Below are 24,239 nucleotides of genomic sequence, written 5' to 3' on the forward strand. Positions count from 1 at the left end.
GATCAGGCGAGCAGCTCGTCCACGAACCGGTCGGGCAGCTCCGCGGGCAGGTCGTTGCGCAGCACCCGCAGAATCGCGACCACACCCGGCCCCGCGTCCAGCAGGGGCCGGGTCCAGTCGAGTTCGGCGCAGGTGCTCACCGCGGGCACCAGCTGCGCCGCGGCCTCACCGACCCAGCCGGCCGCGGCCAGGCATTCGGCCAGCAGCAGCGAGGTGTCGAGCTGGGCGCGCGGGCGGTGCTGCTCATGGGTGCGGCCGTACAGCGCCCTGGCCCGGCGCACCGCACGGTCCTGATCTTCGATACCGCCGCCGGCCAGCAGTTCCCGGATGGCGGCGATTTCCTGCGCCTCGAGCGTCAGCCCCGCGGTGCCGGTGAATCGGTGCCCGGCGCGGGCGGCGTCGTCGATGACGTCGCCGTTCCAGCGCGCGGTCGCCGGCTGCGGTCCCGAGGGCTCCGCTGCCGGACCGAGCCGCACCCGTTCGGCGCGGATCTGCGCGGCCAGCCGCGGCAGATTCTGGTCGACGGCGATGCGTTCACCTTCGGCGAGCCGGTTGGCGGCGGTGCTCATATCGCCGCGCACCGCCTTCACCCGTGCCCCGATGACGAAGGTGGAGATCAGGAAGTCGATCGGGCCGACCCGCGCCACCAGCTGATGGCTTTCGTCGAGCAGCCGGTCGGCGGCGTCGAGCTCACCGCGCCGGTAGTGCAGCTCGCCGAGCAGGGCCGCCGCCACCCGCACCGCATGCGACCGCGGACCCGAGCGTGCCCGCGCGACATCCCAGGCCTGCTGGAAACAGCGGGCCGCGGTCGCGATATCGAGCTGTTCGTAGGCGACCGCGCCGCGGCTGCACAACCCGAAGACGCTGCCGAGCGGGTCCTTGGACCGTTCGTGGTACTCGGCGGCCCAATCCTGGATCGCGCGGGCACCGTCGAAATCGAACTCGCACAGCCGCACGAACGAGGTCAGGTTCGCCGCGGTCGACACCGTCCAGGCCGGAAGCTCGTCGGGATGTTCCAGGCAGTCGGCGATCTGGTCGAGCACGCCCTCGGTGTGATCGCGGGCGACCTGATCGGCGGCGGCGAGCACCGCGGCCTGACAGCGCTGCCGGATGACGTCGACGTCACCGGACGGACCGCGCGACAACACATTCGACAGCCGGCCCAGCGCACTGCGCGCCGCACCGGACTGCTGCAGATTCACATTGGCCCGCGCCACCGCCATCAGCAGCTTCGATCGCGAAGCCACCTGCTGCACCGGCAGTTTCGATACCGTGCCGAGCAGCGTGGCCAGCCGCGATCCGTCGATCAGATCCATGCCGCCGCTCTCCAGCAGATCCAGCGCCATCTTCAGATCGGTGGCCGCCACCGCGTGGTCGACGGACTTGCGCAGCAACTGATGTTCGGCATACCAGCGGGCCGCCTTGCGATGCAGCGCCTTGACCTGCGCCGGATCGCTGCGTTCGAGCCTGGCGCGCAGGTGTTCGGCGAACAGCGGCTGCACCCGGAACCACTCCGGATCGTATTCGACTCGCCGCACGAACAATTCACGCTGTTCGGCCTGTTCGAGCAGGTGCTCGGCCTCCGGATCGTCCGACAGCGCCGCAGCCAGCGAACCGGACACCTTCTCCGCGATGGAGATGGCGGTGAGGAAGTCGGCCATGCGCGGTTCGAGCCCGTCGATGACGTTCTCGGCCAGATATTCGCGGATGCCGTGCCCGCCCTCGGCCAGATGCGCGATCAGCGGCGCCGGATCCGGGTTGCCGCGCAGCGCCAGGCTGATCAGCTGCACGGCGGCGGGCCAGCCGTCGGTGGCGCGATGCAGTTCGTCGATCTGGGCGTCGTCGAGGTTGAAGCGGTTGCGCTCCACCAGGATCTGCCTGGTTTCCTCGCGGGTCAGCCGCAGCTGCGCCGAGCCGATCTCGACCAGTTCGTCGCGCACCCGCAGCCGGCTGATCGGCAGCCCGGACTGGTCGCGACTGGTCACCACGAACCGCAGATGATGGCAGCCGTTGTTGAGCAGCGAATCCATCACCCGGCGCGTTCCGGCGTCGGTGATGCGGTGCCAGTCGTCGATCACCACCACGACGGTGGCGCCGCCGGCGTGCACGTCGTCGATGAGGGTGGTGATGGCGTAGGCGACGGCGTCGGCGGGCTGTTCCTCGAGTACCTGGTCCAGACCGGTGCCGATATCGGGGCGCACCCGCCGGATCGCTTCGATCAGATGGGCCAGGAACCAGATCTCGTTGTCGTCGTCGCTGTCGATGCCGATCCAGGCGACCGCGACGCCGTCGGCGGTGAGTTCGCCACGCCACTGCGCGGCCAGGGTGCTCTTACCGAAGCCCGCGGGCGCGTGGATCACCGCGAGCCTGCGGCGCCCGCCCGTGCGCAGGATGTCGAGCAGCCGGGTGCGCGGAATCGGTTCCCGAGCCGGGGTCGGCGGCCGGAATTTGGTGGCCGCGGTCGGCGGCAGGGTGGCGGTCGGTGACGGGTCGTAGCCGGGGCGCGGAGTGGGTGGGCTCAGGTTCAGCGGCCAGCTGCGCCGCGCGGTGACCGCGGTCCGGCCGCCCTGCGCGGGCGCGGCATCGGATTCGTCGGAGGTGTCCAGCAGGGCCATCTCGTCGGCCATCTGCCCGTGTGCGCGCTGGATCGCGCGCAGGGTCTCGCCGAACTCGTAGGCCGAGGCGGGGCGATCGTCCGGGTTCTGCGCCATCGCGTGCTCGATGGCCGCGGCCACGTCGGCGGGGATGTCCTGCTCGCGCAGGTCGGGGACGGGCTGGGTGGTGATCCGCAGGAACTGCGCCACCACCTTCTCCCCCGCCTGACGCTCGAAGGCGGCATGGCCGGTGAGCAGCGCGAACAGCGTCGCGCCGAGCCCATAGACGTCGGAGCGGACCGTCGGCTCGTCACCCTTGAGCACCTCAGGCGCGGTGAACGCCGGTGAACCGGTGATCATGCTGCTCGAGGTGCGGAACCCGCCCGGCACCCTGGCGATGCCGAAATCGGTGAGCTGCGGTTCGCCGTACGAGCTGAGCAGCACATTGGCCGGTTTGACGTCGCGGTGCAGGATGCCCGCGCGGTGCGCGCTCTCGATCGCACCGGCCAGTTTCACCCCGGCGCGCAGCGTGTCCGACCAGGTGAGCGGGCCGTTGTCGCGGACGACGACCTCGAGCGAGCCCCGGGTGGCGTACGGCATGACGATGAACGGCCTGCCGGTGGGGGTGACGTCGACCTGGAGGATGTCGACGATGTTCGGATGCCCTGACAGCCGGCCCATCGCGTGTTCCTCGCGCAGGAAGCGTTCGCGGCTTTCGTCGTCGATATCGGAGGAGAGCACCTTCACCGCGACGACCCGGTCGAGCGCGCGCTGTACACACCGGTAGACGACGCCGAAGCCGCCGTGCCCGATCTCGCGCGCGCCGGACAGCCCCATGGCCTCGAGTTCGTCCTCGATGGCGATGGGGTTGTTCTCCTGGGTGTCGCGGTCTTCGGGCCGGGTGCCGGTGTCGCCGTTGCCGGAGACGGCGGGACGGGCAGCGGCGCCGGGGCCGTCGGCAGCGTCGGCTACCGAGTCCGCGCCGGACGCGGTACCGGATTCGGCCGGTTCCGCCTCGGCCTCGGGGCCGGATGATCGCGTGTCGAGATCGGGCTGCCAGCGCGCCGTATCGGAGACGACGCTGCCCGACTCGCTCGCGCGGTCCGAACGCGCCCGTGGATCCATCTCACCACCTCGCACTCCCGACGAATCGGCGGCCGACGAGCACATCCTGTTCTCGGGCGGTCGAGCGGATCGCTCGACGGCCGTCGTGCGCTCGGCCTCCGGACCCGGAGTGGCTCCGGTATCCGAATCCTCTGCGCACCTCCAACGTAGCTCGGTGCGCGACCGCGTGGGTGAGTTTCCCGTCCCGCGTGCCGGGCGATCCGGTCAAGCTTCGAAGCACACCCCCGGCACGGGTGAGCCGGGCCCGCCTATTCGGTCCACTTGGGGTGGCCTACTCCCGCCAACACGACCCAGACGATGCGTTTCGCCGGTGCCGGGCAGTACCAGATGCGGCCACCAGCCGTCACCTCGTACTGCCACTGTTCCAATTCCTCCCCACCGATCTCGCGGGTAGCGAAATCACCTCGCAGCCGGTGGCGCCACCCGGTCGCCACGTTTCGCGGGCAACGGTCACTCCCCCATCGGTTCCGGTACGGCGCCGAAATCGTCGTCGATCGGGCCGGAAAGCTGTTCGGCGAGGACCGGATCCGCGTAGATGGCCGCAGTGCTGCGCCATTCCTGAACGGTGCGGGCCAGGACCGACCACTCTCCGAGTTCAGCGGAGGCCTGGAATGCCCTCGCGAACTCGTTGACGAACGCCGCCTGGGCCGACTCGGGAAGCACATCCACCCACGGAAACTCATCGATCAACGCCCGGGCGGCGACGTCGGCGGGAAGGTGGACGAGCACATTGCGCAGCGCCCGAGCCGCCGCGACCGACCCTTCCGACAGCGCATGCGCGCGATCCTCCCGAACCAGGAGCAACGGCACGCCGTCACGACGCCGGACCCGGACATCGCCCTCATCCGCCAGCCGCGCGACCTCCTTCGGGTCGCGCTGTAGCTCGCTCCATTGAACCTCGGTCACCATGCCCTAATTCTGAACTTTTTCAGAAGATTTGCCAAGTAGGTAGAGCCTCCGATGAAACGGCGAAGGCCCGCCACCGCGAAACACGGTGACGGGCCTTGCCTTTCGCGATCAGCGACCGCGACCGATGACTACTTGCGCAGCGAAGCCGGAACCTCGAAACGCGCACCGTAGGTCTTGGCCAGCTCGTCGGCGCGAGCCACGAAGGCCTCCTGGCCGCCCGGGTAGCCGACGATGAACTGGTGCACACCACCGGTCCAGGCCGGGTAGCCGATGCCGAAGATCGAGCCGATGTTGGCGTCGGCGGTCTTCTCCAGCACGCCCTCGTCGAAACACTTCTGGGTCTCGATCGCCTCGATGAACAGCATGCGGTCGATCAGGTCCTGGATCGGCACACCGAAGCCGATGTTCGACTTGTAGTGCTCGGCCAGGCCGGACCACAGGCCGATGCGCTTGCCGTTCTCGTCGTAGTCGTAGAAGCCGGCCTTCTCCAGGCGGCCCGGGCGACCCGAGTTCACCATGAACTCGATGACGTCGATGGCCGGGTGGCGCTCCTTGCCCATGGTGACCTCACCACGCGCGATGGCCTCTTCGGTCTCCTTGGCGATCTTCAGCATGAGCTTCATGTTCAGCTCATCCGACAGCTGCAGCGGCGCGGCCGGGTAGCCCGCCTGCAGACCGGCCTGCTCGATGGTCGCGGGCGCGATGCCCTCGCCGAGCATGGCGATCGCCTCGTTGACGAAGGTGCCGATGACGCGCGAGGTGAAGAAGCCGCGGCTGTCGTTGACGACGATCGGGGTCTTCTTGATCGCGAGGGTGTAGTCGAACACCCGCGCCAGCGCCTCGGGCGAGGTCTTCTCACCCTTGATGATCTCCACCAGCGGCATCTTGTCGACCGGCGAGAAGAAGTGGATGCCGATGAAGTCCTCCTGGCGCTTCACGCCGGTCGCCAGACCGGTGATCGGCAGTGTGGAGGTGTTGGAGCCCAGCAGGGCGTCCGCGTCGACGATGTCCTCGATCTCCTGGAACACCTTGTGCTTGAGCTCGGTGTTCTCGAAGACGGCCTCGATGACGAAGTCGACGCCGGCGAAGTCGGCCGCGTCCGCGGTCGGCTTGATCCGGTCCAGCAGCGCCTTGGACTTCTCCTCGGTGGTCTTGCCACGGGAGAGGGCCTTGGCCTCGATCTTCTCCGAGTAGTTCTTGCCACGCTCGGCGGCCTCGAGGGTGACGTCCTTGAGCACGACCTCGTAGCCGGCCTTGGCCGACACGTAGGCGATACCGGCGCCCATCATGCCCGCGCCGAGCACGCCGACCTTCTTGATCTCACGCTTGGGCACGTCGGCCGGACGCGAACCACCGTTGTTGATCGACTGCAGGTCGAAGAAGAACGCCTGGATCATGTTCTTGGCGACCGGGCCGGTCAGCAGGTGCACGAAGTAGCGCGACTCGATCAGCGAGGCGTTGTCGATGTCGACCTGCGAACCCTCGACCGCGGCGGACATGATCGCGCGCGGGGCGGGCATGTTCGCGCCCTTGATCTGCTTGCGCAGGTTGGCCGGGAAGGCGGGCAGGTTCGCCGCGAACGCCGGCGAGGACGGGGTGCCGCCGGGGATCTTGAAGCCCTTCTTGTCCCACGGCTGCACACCGGCGTCGGGGTTGGCCTTGATCCACGCCTTGGCGGCGGGCACCAGTTCCTCGACCGAGCCGACGACCTCGTTGATCAGGCCGATCTCCTTGGCCTTGGCCGGGCGGTACTTCTGGCCCTGGAGCAGCACCTGCATGAGCGCGCCCTGCAGGCCGAGCATGCGCACGGTACGGATGACGCCGCCGCCGGCGGGCAGCAGGCCGAGGGTGACCTCGGGCAGGCCGAGCTGCACGCCGGGCACGTCGGCCGCGATGCGGTAGTGGGTGGCCAGGGTGATCTCCAGGCCACCGCCGAGGGCGGCGCCGTTGATGGCGGAGACGACCGGCTTGCCGAGGGTCTCCAGGCGACGCAGGGCGCCCTTGATGGTGCCGAGCTCGTCCATGAGGGCCTGGGCGTCGTCCTTGCCCACCTTCATCATGTTCTTCAGGTCGCCGCCGGCGAAGAAGGTCTTCTTACCGGAGGTCAGCACCACACCGGTGATGTTGTCCTTCTCGGCCTCGAGCCGCTCGACCGTGGCGGTCATCGACTTCTTGTACAGGTCGTTCATCGTGTTGGCGCCCTGGTTCGGGTCGTCCATCGTCAGCACGACGATGCCGTCCGAATCCTGCTCCCAACCGATCATGTTGGTCTCGCTCACAGTGTTCGTTCTCCTTGTGAATTATCGGTCGGGGGGATCAGACGCGCTCGATGATGGTGGCCACGCCCATGCCGCCGCCGATGCACAGGGTGATCAGCGCGTAGCGGCCGTTGCGGCGCTCCAGCTCGTCGACCATGGTGCCGGTGATCATGGCGCCGGTGGCACCCAGCGGGTGACCCATGGCGATCGCGCCACCGTTGACGTTCAGCTTCTCGTCCGGGACCTTCAGGTCCTTCTGGAACTTCAGCACCACCGAGGCGAAGGCCTCGTTGATCTCGACCAGGTCCATGTCGTCGATGGTCAGGCCGGCCGTGGCCAGGGCCTTCTTGGCGGCCGGGGTCGGGCCGGTCAGCATGATGGTGGCGTCGGCGCCGCTGGTGGCGGTGGCCACGACGCGGGCGCGCGGGGTCAGACCGGAGGCCTTGCCCGCCTCTTCGGTACCGATCAGCAGCAGCGCGGCGCCGTCGACGATGCCGGAGCTGTTACCGCCGTGGTGCACGTGGTTGATCTTCTCCACGAAGTGGAACTTCTGCAGCGCCACCGCGTCGAAGCCGCCCATCTCGCCCAGACCGGCGAAGGAGGGGTTCAGCTTGGCGAGGTCTTCCAGGGTGGTGCCGGGACGCATGTGCTCGTCGTTGTCGAGCACGACCAGGCCGTTCTGGTCCTTCACGGGAACGATCGACTTGGCGAAGTAGCCGCCGGAGGTGGCCTTGGCGGCCAGTTCCTGCGAGCGCACCGCGTAGGCGTCGACATCCTCGCGGGAGAAGCCCTCGATGGTGGCGATCAGGTCGGCGGACACACCCTGCGGGACGAAGTAGGTGTCGTAGGCGGTGGCCGGGTCCATGGCCCAGGCGCCACCGTCGGAGCCCATCGGCACGCGCGACATGGACTCGACGCCACCGGCGATCACCAGATCGTCGAAGCCCGAGCGCACCTTCTGCGCGGCCAGGTTCACGGCCTCGAGGCCGGAGGCGCAGAAGCGGTTGAGCTGGAAGCCGCCGACGGTGTCGGGCAGGCCCGCGGTGAGCACGGTGGTGCGGGCGATATCGGCGCCCTGGTCACCGACCGGGGAAACGACACCGAGGATCAGATCCGAGATCCGGTCTTCGTCGAGGTTCGGGAAGCGATTGCGCAGCTCCTGAACCAGACCCGTGGTGAGGTCGATCGGCTTGACCGAGTGCAGCGACCCCTTCTTGTTGCGGCCGCGCGGGGTGCGGATGGCCTCGAAAATGTAGGCCTCTGTGGTCATATCGGAGTGTTTCCTTCCTAGGGTTGCGCCCGGACCGCACTAGGCGGTACCGGCGCGGGTAACCTCGCCGACCGGCCATGAGACCGACCGTGTGTATTCAATTCGCGGTACTCCCGGTGCCAGTCGTGCCACCACGCTCACACCGCCCATGTTCAATTCGCGCTGCTCACGCAACCGCGGTGGTTGCTCGAGCTGCCGCCTGCCCAGTCCTCGCCGCCACCGCCTAACGCTGTACAAACGATGACATGGGCCTGCCGACGCACGACAAGGTCGCCCGTACGCCTGGGCATACGATAGAACCTCGCCTCACGTGAGCTCGCGGCCACCCGCACATACTACCGCCGGATGCGAACTCCGGTTAACTTAACGTCGGGTGGGCACTGGTTGTCAACCCTCTGGCCGGGTGCGATGCGCCTCACTCCAGCCGGACGGCGCCCAGCTCGGAGGCGAGCAATTGCAGGGCGACCTCATCCGGGTCCTGCCGGTCGCCCGGCGCCACGGGACGGGAGGATTCGGCCAGCATCTCCTGCTCTTCCTCCGGAGTCGGCGGCGGGATCGGGACGCTGCTGTACTCGCCGGGGCCCGGATCGTCGGGCAGATCGGGGTAATCGGGCGGCGGAATATCGTCGTCGGCTATCGGGGCGGCCTTGGCTTGGCTGGGGCGGGAGAAGCGGGGCGGGGTGCTCGCCGCTTTGGCTGTGGCGCTCCGGGCGGGTGCCGGGTCGGCGACCGGCTCGACAGGGCTCGATGACGAGCCCGCGGGCGCGGATGCGCTCGGCCGGGAGAAGCTGCGCGGAGCGGACGGTTCGGATGCTCCCGGCGCGGGGTCCTCGGCCCCGGCGTCGCCGGACCGACGCGACCCGGCGCCACCGGATTCCCGGCCACCCCGGCCGCGAGTGCCAGCACTACCGCGCGGCGCGGTCTGCCCGGCACCTGCCTCGAACCGCACATCGAACTCACGCCCGAGCACCGTCTGCAACGCCGTCCGCAGCGCGTCCACGCTGCGCTGCTCCGACAGCCGCTTGACCAGCGCGTCGTGCGGATGGACGAAGACCGCCGTGTTTCCGTCGACGCGGGCCGGTGCGGCGGCGGTCAGCATGGCGTGCACCGCGATGGCGATCTTGCGGACCTCGGCCTTGATATCGGTCCAGGCGGCTTCGAGTTCGGCCAGCGGGTCGCCGGTGGGGGCAGGCGCGGAGGCTGCCTGGGGCTCGGGTGAATCGGCCGGCGGCGTCGCCTGCTGAGCACGCTCGTCGGAATCAGGCGGTAGGTCCCCGGCGCCGATTCCCGCGTCGTGGTCCGGTGTCGGTGCTTGTTCCTCATGCGGCGCTGCGTCCGGCGCGCCGGTGCCCGGCTGCCCTGCGCTCGGCGCGGACGCCTGCTCAGCACCCGCCGCCACACCGTGCGAATCAGCCGAGTGGCCTGCTTCTGGCCGTCCGCCGGGTGCGGAGTCATGCCGATCAGTCGGCGAACCGGCCGTCGGCTGCGGCTGTTGCCGTTCCGCGTTCGGCTGCGCGGAACCCGGCGCGGTGTGCTGCGCCCGCTCGGTGGCGTGCTGCACCTGCTCAACGGCGGGCTCTCCGTGGGCGGCCGCCGGCTGGCCATGCTGGGGATCCGGCCGGTCCGTAGCGGCCGGCGTGCCCGGCGCGGACGAGGGCTCGCCGGGCGGGCGTCCGGGAGCTGCGCCCGATGCGGCTGCCTGCGGCTCATCGGATTCAGACTTCGGCGCGCGCGATTCACGCAGGGCGGCAAGGGCTTCGGCGCCGCGGCGGCGGTTGGGGTCGGCGGGCGGCGGTGTGGCTGCGGCGGCGGGACCGGCAGCCGAGGCGGAAGGCACTGCACCGGAAGCGAACTGGCGTTCGAGGCTTTCCAGACGTTGCAGGGCGGCCGCGTCGGAGTCGGTGGCGGCAGGCAGCAGCATGCGGGCACAGATGACTTCGAGCAGCAGACGGGGCGCGGTGGCACCGCGCATTTCGCCGAGGCCGGCGTGCAGGAGTTCGGCGTAGCGGGTGAGGGCGGCGGGGCCGAGGCTCTCGGCCTGGGCCTGCATGCGTTCGAGCTGGTCGCCGGGTGCGGCGACGAGGCCGCGTTCGGCGGCGTCGGGGACCGCGCGCAGCAGGATCAGATCACGCAGGCGTTCGAGCAGGTCGACGGAGAAGCGGCGCGGATCGTGCCCGGCCTCCATCACCCGGTCGATGGTGCCGAACAGGGCCGCGCCATCGGAGGTGGCCAGCGCCTCGACGGCGTCGTCGATCAACGCCACATCGGTGACGCCGAGCAGCGACACCGCACGCGTATAGGTGACGCCCTCGGGCCCGGCGCCCGCCAGCAACTGGTCCAGCACGCTGAGGCTGTCGCGCGGCGAACCGCCGCCCGCGCGGATCACCAGCGGGTACACCGCCTCCTCGACCGGCACGTTCTCCTGTTCGCAGATGCGCCCGAGCAGCCCGCGCATGGTGGCGGGCGGCAGCAAACGGAACGGGTAGTGGTGGGTGCGCGAACGGATGGTCGGCAGCACCTTGTCCGGTTCGGTGGTGGCGAAGATGAAGATCAGGTGGGCGGGCGGCTCTTCGACGATCTTGAGCAGCGCGTTGAAACCGGCCGTGGTGACCATATGCGCCTCGTCGACGATGAACACCCGGTAGCGCGATTCGGCGGGCGCGTAGAAGGCGCGGTCGCGCAGCTCACGGGTGTCGTCGACACCGCCGTGGCTGGCGGCGTCGAGCTCGATGACGTCGAGGTTGCCCGGACCGCCGGGCGCCAGCGCTACACACGACGGGCACACGCCGCACGGGCGCGAGGTCGGGCCTTCCACACAGTTCAGCGAACGGGCCAGGATCCGCGCCGAGGAGGTCTTACCGCAACCGCGTGGCCCGGAGAACAGATAGGCATGACTGATCCGCCCGGTGTCGAGCGCGGTGCTCAGCGGGTCGGTGACGTGCTCCTGACCCACTACCTCAGCGAACGAAGCCGGTCGGTACTTCCGGTACAGAGCCACGGCCAGAGGTTACCGGCGAGCACCGACAGGTGAACACCCGCGCCGGTGGGCATGCACAACACGAATAACGAAACCGTCACCTCGCGCATACCGGCGCAACCATCTGGCTAACCTGTTGTCGGCAACTTCGGTAGCCAATCTTCATCAGGTTGGTGACCCCGGTCGGAGCTACCGGCCGGGGCACAACCGAGCTCGACGAATCCACGCCCCCGCACCCGGAGGAACTCGCCGTGTCGTCGTGTGAAGACATTGCCGCCGCCTGGCTTTCCGGCACCGAATTCGCCGGTAACCGCGCCGCTGTTCAGCTGCTCAGCCGGGCGATCAGTCCGGGCGATTTCGCGGTCGAACGCGAGTCGCTACCGGTCAGCGCCGCCGCCGATCCGGTCACCTCGGCCACCATCCTGGAATTGCTCGAACGCGGCCAGGTGCCGACCATGGCCGCCATTCGCACGCTCACCGCGCAGAACGAGATGCGCCGCGAAGCCGAGCGGGTGGCCAAGCTGGGCCGGCGCGCGCAACGCTGGATCGACGATTTCGGCCGGCTGCTCGCCACCGTCGCCGAGGCGCACTGGCTGGCCAACGGCGTCGGCCCGACCCGCCGCGACGCCCTCGCCTCCGAACCCGTCGCCCTGCTGATCCAGAGCCGGGTCGGCGAGATCGCGCCGAACGCCGTCAAGCATCTGTGGCTGATCGAGCGCGCGCAGCGGGCGGGCTGGATCACCTATGACGACGAGCCGGGATCGCTGTGCGCGGCCCGGCGGTTCCACTCCGAGCCGTACGGCGACCGGGTCTCGGCGCAACCGATCCAGCTGATCGGCGCGGCGGTGGCCCGGCAGGTCGACAAGGCCGGCGGACACACCTGGCGTGAACTCGCCGTCCACATTCGTGACCGTTCGGGTGTGCCGATCTTCTTCGACGGCGCGGACGCCCTCGCGCAGCAGCGCTGGCTGACGATCGCCGGCTGGATCACGGTGCACGAGGACCGGCCCGCACTCGGTCCACGCGGTCGGCGCACCCTTGCTCGCAGGCCCCGGTAGCAATCTGCCCCTTCCACCGGAAGGTTAACCGCGTTACGCTAACGCCACTAACTTACTGGAGGGGGCTCCCGTGCTGATCCGAATAGCGCGCCTGACCACACGCTTCCCGCGCATCGTGCTCGCGGTGGCGTTCGCACTCGCCGTGCTCTTCGGCGTCGTCGGGGCCACCGCCTCGGCGCATATGAAATCCGGCGGATTCACCACCGACGACGCCGAATCCACCCGCGCCGCCGAAATGCTCTCGGAGAACTTCCCCGGCGCGTCCCCGAACTTCGTGCTGCTGGTCAGCTCCGAGGCCGGGCTGCGCGATCCGGTCACCAGCGCCCGCGCGAACGAACTGGTCGACGCCCTGCGCGCCCGCGACGACATCAGCGGAATCCAGTCGTACTGGACCAGTCCGCCGACCATGGCCGCGGCGCTCGGCAGCACCGACGGCGACAGCGGCCTGATCATCGCCGAGATCGAGGGCGACGAAAACCGGATCCAGCAGGTCGCCGGCGAACTCACCGAGCAACTCACCGGCACCAGCGATGGCGTGACCGTGCGCCAGGGCGGCATCGCGGCGGTCTACCACGACGTCACCGAGCAGATCACCCATGACCTGGCGGTGGCCGAGGCGGTCGCGGTGCCGTTGTCGCTGATCGTGCTGATCCTGGTGTTCGGCAGCCTGATCGCCGCCTCGCTGCCGGTGATGGTCGGGCTGTTCGCGATCGCCGCGACGCTGGCCATCCTGCGGGTGGTCACGCTGTTCACCGACGTGTCGATCTACGCGCTGAACATGACGACGGCCATGGGCCTGGCGTTGGCCATCGACTACAGCCTGTTCATCGTCAGCCGCTACCGCGAGGAGCTGGCGGCGGGCCTGGAGCCGGTGGCGGCCACCACCCGCGCCGTGCAGACGGCCGGGCGCACCGTGCTCTACTCCGCGGTGACGGTCGCGCTGTCGCTGGCCGTGCTGAGCGTGTTCGACCTGTACTTCCTGAAATCGTTCGCCTACGCGGGCGTGGCCGTGGTGATGGCCGCCGCGGCGGCGGCGTTGTTCGTGCTGCCCGCCGCGCTCGTGCTGATCGGGCATCGGGTCAACGCCCTCGATCTGCGGGCGCCACTGCGGCGGATGTTCGGCCGCGACCCGCATCCGAGCGGGCCGATGGTGCCCGAGCGCACCCTCTGGTACCGCAACACCAAACAGGTCATGCGGTTCGCGGTGCCGGTCGCGGTGGTGATCATCGCGCTGCTGCTGGCGCTCGGCTCGCCGTTCCTCGGCGTGAAATTCGGCTACCCGGACGATCGGGTGATGCCCGCCAGCGCCAACAGCCGTCAGGTGGGCGACGCACTGCGCGAGGAGTTCCCGCGCGCCGATTCCGGGGCCAGCGGCACCATCGTGCTCGACGGGTTCCACGATCAGAACGCCGTCGCCGACTACGCCGCCCGGCTGTCCCGGGTCGATGACGTTCCGGCCGTGCTGTCCAGCGCCGGCGTGTACGTCTCGGGACGACGGATGGCGCCCGGGCAACCCGAGATGGCCAATGAGACCGGCACCTATCTGACCGTCGCGACCGATCTGGACCCGTTCTCCCCCGAGGGCTCCGAGCAGCTCGAACAGTTGCGCGCGGTGCCGGCTCCCGCGCCCACGCTGTTCACCGGCGCGGCGGCGGTCAACGCGGATTCCCTCGACGCGCTCGGCTCCAAACTCCTGCTGGCCGGGCTGCTCATCGCCTTGGCGACCTTCGTGGTGTTGTTCCTGTTCACCGGCAGTGTGGTGCTGCCGTTGAAGGCCATCCTGCTGAATACGCTCTCGCTCACAGCGGCCTTCGGCGCGATGGTGTGGATCTTCCAGGAAGGACACTTCTCCGGCCTGATCGGTTTCACGCCCGTTGGCTACCTGGTGCCGACCATGCCGATCCTGATGTTCTGCGTCGCGTTCGGGCTGTCCATGGACTACGAGGTGTTCCTGCTGTCGCGGATCCGCGAGGAATGGCTGGCCCGGCGGGCCAACCGCACCGGCAACGAACTGGCGGCCGAGGACAACACCGAGGCCGTCGCCATCGGGGTGGCCCGCACCGGCCGGATCTTCACCGCCGCAGCGGTATTGATGGCCATCGTGATCGGCGCGATGGTCACCTCGCAGGTGTCGTTCATCCAGCTCATGGGCCTCGGCCTGACGCTGACCGTGCTCGCCGACGCGACCATCATCCGCGCGCTGCTCGCGCCCGCGCTGATGCGGCTGCTCGGCCCCGCCAACTGGTGGGCGCCGAAACCGCTGGCCCGGTTGCACGCCAAGATCGGGCTCAGCGAGGAACCCGAACCCGTCGCCCGTGTCCCCGAACCGGCAGGACATCGATGATCGCTGCCCGCAGACCCCGCTCGCCGCGCGGCACCGGCTCCCAGCTGCGCAGCGAGATCCTCGCCGCCACCGCCGATCTGCTCAACCGCACCGGCAACGCCGACGCCGTCTCGATCCGCGCCGTCGGCAAGCTGGTCGGGGTGAGCGCGCCCTCGATCTACCGGCATTTCGCCGATAAGGACGAGCTCATCGACGCGGTGGTGGCGCAGGTCTTCGAAGACCTGGACGAGGCCATGCGGGCAGCCGTCGACGACGATCCCGGCGCGCACGCCATCGTCCGCCTGCACCATCTCGGCATGGCCTACGTCCGCTTCGCCCTCGACCACCCCGAGCAGTACCGCCTGGCCACCGCCCCCGCCGACACCCGCGGCGCCGTCGACCAGGTACTCACCAGCAGCGCGTTCCAGTACATGGCCGACACCGTCAAAGACGCCATGGACGACGGCCTGATCGACCCCGGCGACCCCACCCCCATCGTCCTCGAGCTCTGGTCGGCCGCCCACGGCATCGCCTCCCTGCTCCTGGCGAAACCCTATCTGCCCTGGGGAGATCCGATGGCCGCCGCCGAACGCGTCCTCGCCGCCGCCTGCGCCGGGCACATCGTCATGAACCTCATCGGCGAACAGCCGAGCCCGGAGGAGGCGGCGGCCTGGTTCGCGCGGTTGCGGGAGGAGAAGGGCAAAGCCTAGGCCGGCTCAGGCCACCGCATCCGACGGCGCCGCCCAGGTATTGCACATCTGCGCGCGGTTGTTGCGGTATCCGTGTTCGTACCAGGCGCCGTAGTTCTGCTTCGAGCCGTGATCACGCATATCGCCGGCCTTGTCGCCGCGGCCGTAATTGTCCTGCACCACCGCCTCCGCGTCGGCTCCGCTGATGGTGCCGACAAAAGCCGAGGAGCCGATGAACATGCCGCCGAAGCACTGCGCGTTCAGCTCGAGACGACGCGAGATCTCCAAACCCACCGGCGACTGGCGCCCCGCGTCGTACATGTCGTCATGCGCCTTGCCCATGATTCCGGTCAAGAACTCGACATGGTGTGCGTACTCGTGGGCGAACACGGCGAGGAAGGTTACCGAGTCGTAGGGGTCCTCGTAGCGCATGAAGGCCTCCATCGGCATGTAGATGGCCTTGTTCGCGGAGCAGTAGTACGCGGCCCAGTTAGCGCTCACACCTCCGGTACAGGGTGAGGTCGCCTCCGCCATAGTCGCGGTGACGTTGACCGACGGTGGGGAAAACGGCAGGTTCTCGTACGCGAGCAGATTGCTCCACATCCGTCCGAGGCAATCCGAGGCCGCATTGAAGAAGGCTTGGGCCGCCGCGAGATTCGGCGCCCAGGTGGGATAGCCGCAGGTGATATTGATCAGCCCGGTGTCGGAGTGCGCGAAAATCGGGTTGGTCGCCAGGGCCGCGACCGGCTTCGGGCCGGCCGGAGTCGTGCTCGTGGTCGTGCGCTTGGTGGTGGTGCTCCGGGCAGAGGTCGACGGCGGTCGTGAGGCGGTGGTCGGGCTGGACGAATACGACGTCGTCGGCGAGGGGCTGTAGGTGTAGCTCGGAGTGTTCGGCGACGTGTAGGCCGTGGTCGAGCTGTCCGACGAACTCGCCGCGAACCCCGCCGCGACCAGTAGCCCGACGACGATGAACACGCCGAGGATCGTGAAGGCGGCCGCTACTCCACCGCCGCCGGAACGCGGTGGAGGCATCGGGCGGCCGTAGGGCATCGGCGGGCCGTAGGGGCGCATCCCCGGAGGTGGGCCGTAAGGCATCGGCGGAGGTAGGGGCGCGCCATAGGGCGGCGGCGCGCCGTATGGCGGGGGTGGTGGGAGCGGTGCACCGTAGGCGGGAGGGGCGCCGTATGGGGGTGGAGCGCCGTGCGGGGGTCGAGGGCCGTGGGGCGGTGGCGGGACGCTTCCGGGTGGGCGGCCGTGGGGTGGCGGGCCGTAGCCGGGTGGCGGGCCGTATGGCGGTCGCGTCATTTTCTGGGTCCCTCCCCGATCAGGTCGGCCGTGCGGGCGGCACGAACGGTACGACAACGGCACACGTGCTGCCGGTCGAACCCTGCTGTGCGGCTACGCGAGTGGTACACCTCGCCGCGCCCTCCCCGCGCCCGGCCGCACGGGCCGGGCGATCACCGATTCTGTCATCAACTCACCGCGGACGCCGGGGCGGCGAAGGTATTGCATTGTGAGGTGCGGTTTTCGTCGACGCCGGTGTTGAACCAGTGGCTGCCGTTGGCGGTGCTGCCGTGGTCGCGCATGTCGCCGGGCTGGTCGCCGCGGTGTTCGGCGTCTTCGCGGGCCATGCTCATCTGCGAAGACGTGAGCGAGCCGCCCTGCGAGGAGGACGACAGGTACATGCCGTCGAAGCAGTTGGCCTGCAATTCGACTCGGCGCGACAGTTCCAGGCCCCGGGTGCTGCGCACACCCGCGTCGACGCGTTCGCTGTTGGCGGCCTTCAAGATGCCGGACATGTTCTGGATGTGGTGGCCGTATTCGTGCGCGAACACCGACAGGTACACCACCCAGTTGTCGCCGAACAGGTCGGTCTGCAACTGGCTGATCGGCATGTAGATGGATTTGTTGGCCGGGCAGTAGAAGGCGGCGAAGTTGCTGGTGGTGCCGGTGCACGGGGTGGTGATGCCGTCGGTGGTGGCCGAGACGTTCACCGTCGGCGCCTGGAACGGCAGTCCGGCCTTCTCCAGCACCGGCTTCCACGCGGCCTCGAGGCAGTTCTCGGCGCTGTCGAAGAACGCGCGCGCGGTCTCGACGCCGGTGCCCCACGGCGCGTAATCGCAGCTCGCCGGGATCAGGGTGGCGGTGGTGTCGGTGACCAGCGGGTTGTCGGCGGTCTTCGCCGGGCCGGTTTCGCCGTTGTCGTAGGTCATTCCGGGCCGCGGGCCGGAGGCGTCCTCACGGATTCCGGTCTTGACCCCGGCGCGCACCAGGCCGCCGACGACGACCAGCACCAGCACGACCAGCACCGCCACCACTCGTCCGCCACCACCGGAACGGCGCGGCGGCGGACCGGGCGGACGGCCGTAGGGCACCGGCGGCGGCATCGGACGCGCGTAGCCGGGCGGCGGAAACGGCGGGCGCTGGGCGTATCCCGGTGGCGGGCCGTAACCGGGCGGAGGGTAGCCGGGCGGACCAGGTGGAGGTCGGTGACCAGGCGGAGCGTAGCCGGGCGGGGGCCGGTGGCCAGGGGGCGGACCGTAGCCCGGCGGCGGCCCATAAGGCGGCGGACGATGCCCTGGCGGGACCGGGTATCCACCGGGCGGGACCGGCCCATAGCCGTACGGTGGTTGAGTCACTCCCCCGTACCCCCTCGTCCTCATGTTCACCGACAGCCGCTGACGCAGAATAGCAAGCTGTTTAGAGTAGGCACTCATGCTGACTCTTCGGGGGGGCGCCGTCGGCGCGCTGCTTATCACCATCGTCGGATTGCTCGCGATGGGAACGCCTGCGACCGCACCGGTAGCCCATGCGCAGGAAGCTGTCGCCGACGGCATCACCATCGTCGCCGACCTCAAGCTCAGCCGGGAGGGCGTGCTCGAGGTCAAAGAGCAGATCACCGTGCCCGAGGGCGACAAGTTCACCATGACGGTGCCGCTGCGGGTGCCCGCCGGTGAGGGCGCCGAACGGGTCTTCGAGGTCACCGACATCACCGCCGAGGGCGCGGGCACGGCGAAGGTCGAAGGCGATCTGTTCACGGTGCGCGCCGATCCGGGGCAGTCGAGTTTCAGCTACTCGGTGAACAACACCGTCAGCGAGCAGGAGGGCACCCAGCTGTTCCACTGGGTGGGCGTGATGAACGCCGATATCGCTTCGATCACCGCCTCGCTGATCAGCCCGAGCTTCGAAATGGGCATCGTGGACTGCAAACTGGGTCCGCCCAATGCGAGCAAACCGTGCGCGGACGTGCACATCGAGGCCGACGGCGTGCTCTACCTGGAGCAGACCGACCTCAACAAGGGCGACGCCATCGACCTGACGTTGCAGATCCCGCCGGGCACCGTGCCGGCCAATGCCGAGATCCGCGAAACCGGTTCGACCGCTTTCGATATCACCGCGCCGGTGCTGGCCGCGTTCGCTGTCCTGCTGCTGGCACTGGCCGCCTTGGCGGCGTACGTGTTCCGCGCGCGACGTCAGCAGGCCCAGGCGGGGACCGGCACCATCGACCCGGTGCTGCGCGAGGACGGCAAGGCGCAGTTCACCTCCCCCGACGGCATCCTGCCCGGTGAGGCCGGCGTGCTGCTCGACGAGAGCGCCGACGCGACCGATATCGCCGCCACCGTCGTCGATCTCGCGGTGCGCCGCTATCTGTGGATCGCGCCGATCAGCGATTCGGATTGGCGCATCACCCGGGTGAATCCGGCCGACGATCAGCTGCGGCCGTACGAGAAGGCCGTCTACGAGGCGCTGCTGCCCGGCGGCGCCGAGGCCGTCACCGTGAGCGAATTGCGTGCGCCCGGGCGAGTGCAGGCCGGGCCGGTGCGTGAAGCGATGCTGGCGGATGCGGTGGATCGAGGTGCGCTCATCGACCAGACCCGGCGCAAGCTGCCGATCTGGCTCGGCATCGGCCTGCTCGTGGTCGGTGTCGGCGCCACCATCGGCCTCGCCCTCACCTCCGGCCACGCCCTCGTCGGTGTCGCCATCGCCCTGGCAGGTGTGGCCGCGCTGCTGCTGCCGCGTTTCCTGCCCACCCGCACCGCGCACGGCCGCACCCTCACCGGCCAGGTCCGCGCCCTGCAACGCGGCCTCGACGCCCTGCGCCGCGATTCCATTCCCCCCGCCGACCAGGAACTCGTCTTCTCCCGCGCGCTCCCGTTCACCGTCATCACCGGCCGCGCCGACAACTGGATCCGCACCTTCCGCGACCTCGACCCCAGCGCCGACCGCCACCCCGGCCTCTACTGGTTCGGCGGCTTCGAACGCGACCGCAACCTGCACCGCTTCGCGGGACATTTCCCGTACTTCATCACCGCAGTGGAAGGTTTGTTCCCCGCGGGGAACTGACGATCCCCCGACCGGAGCCCGGCAGCCGTCACGCTGCCGGGCTCCGATGCGTTTCGAGGCCGGAACCGCATCCCGCAGCACCGGTAAACGACCGCAACGAAGGCACGCGAAATCACGAGGCGTGCAACACGAACCCGGCACACACCACCTCTCGTCACCCGCTTGACCTGCATCAATCCCACTAGCTATGGTGCCCAAGGGGTTTCACATTTTTCGGGGTTCTCGGAGACTACGCACACCACCCAGGGCGCGAACAGCCAACAGCACCGGGCCGGTCGAGTGCGTGGGCTGCCGGAATCCGTTCGATTCCAGGCAAAAGCCCAGCACCGGACCCGATCCGGCAACCGAAACGTCCCGGCACGGGACACGAGAGCCCAGGGGATTCGAAGCATGAAGGAGACCACCAGCACCCTGCCCCGCCGCGAACTCGGGCGGCAGCTGCGGGAAGCGCGGGAGGGAATGGGGATGAGTTTGGAGCAGGCAGCGGAGGTGATGGAGATGAGTCCGAGTTCGCTGCAAAGGTTGGAGACGGGGCAGGTAACACGCATCAGAGTGGTCGTCGTCCGGGAGTTGTGTGAAATATACGGCTTGAACGACGAACTCACCGCCGCCTTGGTCGGCCTGGCAATGCAGACAGCCGACGAGTCGTGGTGGCACGAATTCGGGGACGTGATCCCTTCCAGCTTCAGCGTCTACGTCGTACTCGAGGCGGCGGCAACCACACTCGTCTCCTACCAACCGGACGTCGTACCTGGATTGCTTCAGACGGCCGAATATGCCCGCGCCCTCATCCGTTCGGCGTTCCCGGAATCCACACCACCAGAGCAGGAACACCGGGCGCAGCTCAAGGTCCGCCGCCAAGCGCTGATCACCCGTCGACGGAGTCCGATCACGTTGAACGTGATCTTGCATGAGTGCGTACTACGTCGGATGGTGGGCGGCCCGCGGGTGATGTCGAAGCAGCTAATGGCCCTCGCGGACGCGAGCACGCGACCGAACGTCACGATACGAGTCATCCCGTTCAGCGCCGGGATGCCGACCGGCGACCAGATCGGACCGTTCGTGATCCTCGACTTCGCGAAGAATCGCCGAGGAATTTCCACTGAGCCGACAACGGTCTACGCCGAAACGTACACGGGCGACTTCTACTCCGAGAAGGCCAGTATCGTGCAACGGTATAGGCAGGCATACGCGGTACTCGAGCGTGCTGCGCTGGACGAGATCAACAGTCGGACCCTGCTCCGGCGGGTAGCGAAGGAGTGCACCCTGTGAACGCGGATCTATCCCAGGCTCGCTGGTTCAAGAGCAGTCGAAGCGGTGCGTCCAAGGAGTGCGTCGAAGTCGCCTTCCTCCCAGACGGCACCACCGCCGTCCGCGACTCCAAATCCCCCACCACCCCACCCCTCCTCCTGACCCCCACCCAGTGGGACTCCTTCCTCTCCACCATCCACCCCTGAGTACCAGCCGGTGAGTGGTACATGAGGCAGGCGACACGCCGAGAATGCCTGCCTCACGTACCACTCGGCGGCTACGTGAGGGTTGCGCGGCGGAGGGCGGAGAGCGGGTCGGCGTAGAGGGAGCTCAGGGAGGTTACGACCGCGGCGAATTCCTGGACTTTGGGGGCGAAGCCGGTGATGCGGATGTCGGTGGCGGGGAGGGCGGTTGCTTGGTTGAAGGCCCTCGAGACGTGGGAGAGGGCGGGGCGGTAGGCGGTGAAGGCTTGGCCGCCCAGGACTACTCGGTCGGGGTTGAGGAGGTCGCGGATGAGGGCGACGGTGTGGCCGAGCATGGTCGCGCGTTCGGCGAGGAGGTCGCGGGCCGGTTGGGAGCCGTCGGCGGCGGCGCGGTAGAGGTCGGCGATGGTGGTGCCCGCGGTGCCGTTGTGGGCGGGGATGATGCCGCGGCCGACGGCGCGCGCGTGCAGGGCGCGGTCGCCGACGGTCACCTCGAAGCAACCCTTGCGGCCGCAGGTGCATTCGACGTCCGAGCCGGTTGGTAGGTGCGCGATGGAGCCGGGGCCGTTGCTCGGGGTGTGCACGCGGCCGTCCAAAGTAACTGCGACACCGGCGGTTTCGCGGACGTAGAAGTAGAGGCTGCTACCTTTGGCGAGTCCGGTGACGTCACGGTCGCCGGTGGGTAGCAGCAACTCCGATGCGGCCATGGCCTCGACGTGCGGCGCCACCGACACCGGCAGTTCGAGCACCTCGGCGAGCACCGCACCCAGCGGAGCCGCGCGCCAGCCGAGCTTGGGATGGTCGACCACACCGGTCTGCGGGTCGACGCGGCCGCCGATGGCGACCCCGGCCCACAACGGTTTACGCCGATGCCAGCGCTGCAAGAACGCGCGGGCGCTGCGGGCGACGGTGGTGACGGCGAACTCCTGGCCGGTCTGCGGGGTGGCGATGGCCAGGCCGCCGAGAATGCGTCCGCGCAGGTCGGCGGCGACGATCTTGGTGACGGCCGCGCCGATGTGCACGCTGATCGTCAGGTACGAGTCGTGGTCGATCTCGAACGGCACGCGTGGCCTGCCGACGGCACCGGAGGCGGTGAGGTCGGGGCGTTCGCGCAGCAGCCCGGCGGTCAGCAGGGCCGACACCTGACGGTTCACCGTCGCGATGCTCAAACCTGTTGCGCGAGCGGCATTGTCACGGGAGACGGGTCCGCCGGTGGCGGCCCGGAGCACCGCGGCGGCCGGATTGTCGGAAATCCGCAGCTCCGGCGCGACGACGACCGGACGGGTGTTGCGGACACGGGCAGTGGACCGAGAAACGGTGCGTTCCAGGGTAGGAAGGGACATCTGTGGATTCCTTGCTGAAGTCCCGGAGTACGGGACGTGCCTACACGTGTGGCGAGGCGGCAACGCGCGAGCGGGAGAACTCGCTCAGCCGCGACAGCAGGGACAACACAGTTCCCGCGTGAGCGGGAGCCGCAGACCGAGACCAGCGGTCACATAGGTGACGCGCTGAGCGGTGATACGGCCGGTGAACATGCGATCGAAGGTAACACCGATTCGCGCGACTCACCAAGCCCCGGCACGCCGATGTGCGCCCGGACACAACTGTTTTCGCAGGTGAAGGCGTTGCCTGACGAATCATGAAGCCTCGACGGCAGGCCGGATCAGGCAGCCCCACGGTCCACATGCCGAAACCCCCGCCGAGCAATGCTCGGCGGGGTTCGGAGCGCCGGACCGCACAGCGGCCTGCGCCGATTACAGGCGGATCGGACCAGGTGGGCGGACAACCACCGGTCTGTCCTACTTCGCGGGCGCCGGTGCCGGGAACGGCTGGTTGATCGTCGAGAAGTACTGGATCGCGGCGCCGATGGCGACGGGCGCGGTCACCAGCAACTGCCCGGCCACCGTGCCGAGCGCGCCGATGGCCAGGATGCCGCCGATGCAGCCGACGGCGGCCGCGGGGATGAACGGACCGAACAGCCCGATGATGGTGGCCGAGGCGACCGTGGCACCGGCGATACCGCCGAGCACGCAGCCGACGGCCGCGCCGCCGAGACCGCCGACCAGCGTGCCGACCGTGGCGCCCATCGCGATGGTGCTCGTCAGCCTGGTCCAGGCATCCTTTTCCCGATCGTATTCGGACTTGAACGGCGCCTTGTCCTCGAACGGCAGCGCAACCGGCTTGTAGACCGCGTGCGCGAGATCGAATTGCGGCGTCAACGTCGCGGTGCGGTCCGAAATCTGCGCGGCGATCGGGAATTCGAATTCATCGACCCGGAAACGCAACGGTGTTCCGGCGAGCACCGTGCCGTCGGCGGCCTTGACCTTGAATGTGTCGTCCTCTACCACCAGCGATCCGGCATCGGTGGTGATGATCGACTGTGTTTCCGTCGCGTGCGCGGTGAAACCGACGGCTCCGGTATCTTTTTCCGGCGCCGCACCCGATGTTCCGGCAGCTACGCCGGTCGCGACGGTCACCAATGCCGCGATAACGGCCAGCTTCCTCATCCTCATGAAACGCAATCCCTCATCTCATCGAAACTTCCGGGGAACAGCATCGACGGAATTGCGGCCGCTGCCGAGATTAAAATGCGGCGAGATTTCAATGAGCCGGGCGCGTCACCGCCTCGAGCCGCCCGGCTCGGACCCGCCCGCGGCGGTGTTCATCGACGCGTTCCTAGGCAGGCGCGTACGACGAGTAGGACACCCCGTTGCGAAAACTCTTGGCGTCCAGCAATTTCAGCTTCGGAATCAGATAGCCATCCGGAAAGAGCCTGCGCCCGCCGCCCTGGACGGTGGGATAGCAGAACAACCGGTACTCGTCCACCAGGCCTGCACCGATCAAGCTGTGGCACAGCGTGATGCTGCCGGTGACCACGATCTCCTCGCCTGGCTGCTCCTTCAGCGAGCGCACCTCGCTCACCGGGTCGCCGGACAGAATGGTCGAGTTCTGCCACTGCGGGTCGGTCATCGTGGACGACACCACGTACTTGTCGGCCGCGTTCAGCGAGGCCGTGATGCCGGTGGTGTCGTCGGTCTGTAGCGGCCAGTAGCTGCGGAAATCCTCGAACGTCCGCCGCCCGAGCAACAGCGCACCCATCCGGCTGTTCTGCCGGTGCAGTTCCTCCAGCAGGTCGGAGCCATCCGCCTCGCCGGACTCCTGCGGATCGAACCAATCCCCCAGCATCTCGATGGACCCGTCCACCGTGATGTTCTCCGTGATCACCAACGAACGCACG

16 protein-coding genes are annotated in these 24,239 nt (G+C 68.8%); 6 read left to right on the plus strand and 10 right to left on the minus strand.

Annotation, left to right across the window (positions count from 1 at the left end; genetic code table 11):
- Positions 1-2 precede the first annotated feature (2 nt).
- The 5 genes from FEK34_RS10960 to FEK34_RS10985 form a co-directional block, all read right to left on the minus strand.
- Complete coding sequence (locus FEK34_RS10960) at positions 3-3,719, minus strand: serine/threonine-protein kinase (protein ID WP_138447747.1); 3,717 nt, start codon at positions 3,717-3,719, stop codon at positions 3-5.
- 450 nt (positions 3,720-4,169) lie between these two features.
- A complete protein-coding gene (locus FEK34_RS10970; RefSeq protein WP_138447749.1) occupies positions 4,170-4,628 on the minus strand; it encodes a hypothetical protein in 459 nt (152 codons plus the stop codon).
- A gap of 128 nt (positions 4,629-4,756) precedes the next feature.
- The gene (locus FEK34_RS10975) at positions 4,757-6,907 is read right to left on the minus strand and encodes a 3-hydroxyacyl-CoA dehydrogenase NAD-binding domain-containing protein (protein WP_138447750.1); all 2,151 of its coding nucleotides are present in this window, start codon (positions 6,905-6,907) and stop codon (positions 4,757-4,759) included.
- Between the two features lie 37 nt (positions 6,908-6,944).
- Complete coding sequence (locus tag FEK34_RS10980) at positions 6,945-8,156, minus strand: acetyl-CoA C-acetyltransferase (RefSeq protein WP_138447751.1); 1,212 nt, start codon at positions 8,154-8,156, stop codon at positions 6,945-6,947.
- A gap of 415 nt (positions 8,157-8,571) precedes the next feature.
- Positions 8,572-11,154 (minus strand): DNA polymerase III subunit gamma and tau, encoded by a 2,583-nt coding sequence (locus tag FEK34_RS10985; RefSeq protein WP_138447752.1) that lies wholly within the window; start codon positions 11,152-11,154, stop codon positions 8,572-8,574.
- A gap of 152 nt (positions 11,155-11,306) precedes the next feature.
- Here FEK34_RS10985 and FEK34_RS10990 point away from each other — a divergent pair, with 152 nt between their 5' ends.
- From FEK34_RS10990 to FEK34_RS11000, 3 genes are all read left to right on the plus strand, one after another.
- Entirely contained in the window at positions 11,307-12,191 is an 885-nt protein-coding gene (locus tag FEK34_RS10990) for a hypothetical protein (protein WP_249358983.1), read from the plus strand.
- Between the two features lie 70 nt (positions 12,192-12,261).
- Positions 12,262-14,535 carry an MMPL family transporter gene (locus tag FEK34_RS10995; protein ID WP_138447753.1) on the plus strand — a complete coding sequence of 758 codons (2,274 nt, stop codon included), beginning with the start codon at positions 12,262-12,264 and terminating at the stop codon, positions 14,533-14,535.
- Positions 14,532-15,224 carry a TetR/AcrR family transcriptional regulator gene (locus tag FEK34_RS11000; protein ID WP_138447754.1) on the plus strand — a complete coding sequence of 231 codons (693 nt, stop codon included), beginning with the start codon at positions 14,532-14,534 and terminating at the stop codon, positions 15,222-15,224. The genes FEK34_RS10995 and FEK34_RS11000 overlap by 4 nt, the downstream gene beginning before the upstream one ends.
- A gap of 6 nt (positions 15,225-15,230) precedes the next feature.
- Here FEK34_RS11000 and FEK34_RS30730 read toward each other — a convergent pair whose 3' ends face one another.
- Positions 15,231-16,235: a neutral zinc metallopeptidase gene (locus tag FEK34_RS30730; RefSeq protein ID WP_249358985.1), complete on the minus strand. Its 1,005-nt coding sequence runs from the start codon at positions 16,233-16,235 to the stop codon at positions 15,231-15,233.
- A gap of 440 nt (positions 16,236-16,675) precedes the next feature.
- On the minus strand, positions 16,676-17,590 hold the full coding sequence (locus tag FEK34_RS11010) for a neutral zinc metallopeptidase (protein WP_138447755.1): 915 nt from the start codon (positions 17,588-17,590) through the stop codon (positions 16,676-16,678).
- A gap of 328 nt (positions 17,591-17,918) precedes the next feature.
- On the opposite strand from FEK34_RS11010, the gene FEK34_RS11015 reads away from it, so the two are divergent.
- The 3 genes from FEK34_RS11015 (at position 17,919) to FEK34_RS11025 (ending at position 21,004) form a co-directional block, all read left to right on the plus strand.
- Positions 17,919-19,547, plus strand: coding sequence for a DUF2207 family protein (locus FEK34_RS11015; protein WP_138447756.1), 1,629 nt, complete (start codon positions 17,919-17,921; stop codon positions 19,545-19,547).
- 390 nt (positions 19,548-19,937) lie between these two features.
- A complete protein-coding gene (locus tag FEK34_RS11020; RefSeq protein WP_138447757.1) occupies positions 19,938-20,819 on the plus strand; it encodes a helix-turn-helix domain-containing protein in 882 nt (293 codons plus the stop codon).
- Positions 20,816-21,004 (plus strand): DUF397 domain-containing protein, encoded by a 189-nt coding sequence (locus FEK34_RS11025; RefSeq protein ID WP_138447758.1) that lies wholly within the window; start codon positions 20,816-20,818, stop codon positions 21,002-21,004. The genes FEK34_RS11020 and FEK34_RS11025 overlap by 4 nt, the downstream gene beginning before the upstream one ends.
- A 71-nt stretch (positions 21,005-21,075) precedes the next feature.
- Here the strand turns inward: FEK34_RS11025 and FEK34_RS11030 are convergent, their stop codons facing one another.
- From FEK34_RS11030 to FEK34_RS11040, 3 genes are all read right to left on the minus strand, one after another.
- Positions 21,076-22,344 (minus strand): ROK family transcriptional regulator, encoded by a 1,269-nt coding sequence (locus tag FEK34_RS11030; RefSeq protein ID WP_138447759.1) that lies wholly within the window; start codon positions 22,342-22,344, stop codon positions 21,076-21,078.
- Between the two features lie 456 nt (positions 22,345-22,800).
- Positions 22,801-23,514 (minus strand): hypothetical protein, encoded by a 714-nt coding sequence (locus FEK34_RS11035; protein ID WP_138447760.1) that lies wholly within the window; start codon positions 23,512-23,514, stop codon positions 22,801-22,803.
- 163 nt (positions 23,515-23,677) lie between these two features.
- Positions 23,678-24,238 (minus strand): dihydrofolate reductase family protein, encoded by a 561-nt coding sequence (locus tag FEK34_RS11040; RefSeq protein WP_138447761.1) that lies wholly within the window; start codon positions 24,236-24,238, stop codon positions 23,678-23,680.
- Position 24,239: the final 1 nt, after the last annotated feature.

Origin of the sequence: Nocardia cyriacigeorgica (assembly GCF_005863245.1) — a bacterium.
Taxonomy (GTDB): domain Bacteria; phylum Actinomycetota; class Actinomycetes; order Mycobacteriales; family Mycobacteriaceae; genus Nocardia; species Nocardia cyriacigeorgica_C.

Bases quoted from the DNA above. Each gene is read 5' to 3' on its own strand.
- FEK34_RS11015 (WP_138447756.1), top strand. From the start codon at position 17,919: ATGCTGACTCTTCGGGGGGGCGCCGTCGGCGCGCTGCTTATCACCATC.
- FEK34_RS11035 (WP_138447760.1), bottom strand. From the start codon at position 23,514: ATGAGGATGAGGAAGCTGGCCGTTATCGCGGCATTGGTGACCGTCGCG.
- FEK34_RS10970 (WP_138447749.1), bottom strand. From the start codon at position 4,628: ATGGTGACCGAGGTTCAATGGAGCGAGCTACAGCGCGACCCGAAGGAG.
- FEK34_RS11020 (WP_138447757.1), top strand. From the start codon at position 19,938: ATGAAGGAGACCACCAGCACCCTGCCCCGCCGCGAACTCGGGCGGCAG.
- FEK34_RS11010 (WP_138447755.1), bottom strand. From the start codon at position 17,590: ATGCCGCCGCCGGTGCCCTACGGCCGTCCGCCCGGTCCGCCGCCGCGC.
- FEK34_RS11000 (WP_138447754.1), top strand. From the start codon at position 14,532: ATGATCGCTGCCCGCAGACCCCGCTCGCCGCGCGGCACCGGCTCCCAG.
- FEK34_RS10960 (WP_138447747.1), bottom strand. From the start codon at position 3,719: ATGGATCCACGGGCGCGTTCGGACCGCGCGAGCGAGTCGGGCAGCGTC.
- FEK34_RS30730 (WP_249358985.1), bottom strand. From the start codon at position 16,235: ATGCCTCCACCGCGTTCCGGCGGCGGTGGAGTAGCGGCCGCCTTCACG.
- FEK34_RS10980 (WP_138447751.1), bottom strand. From the start codon at position 8,156: ATGACCACAGAGGCCTACATTTTCGAGGCCATCCGCACCCCGCGCGGC.
- FEK34_RS11030 (WP_138447759.1), bottom strand. From the start codon at position 22,344: ATGTCCCTTCCTACCCTGGAACGCACCGTTTCTCGGTCCACTGCCCGT.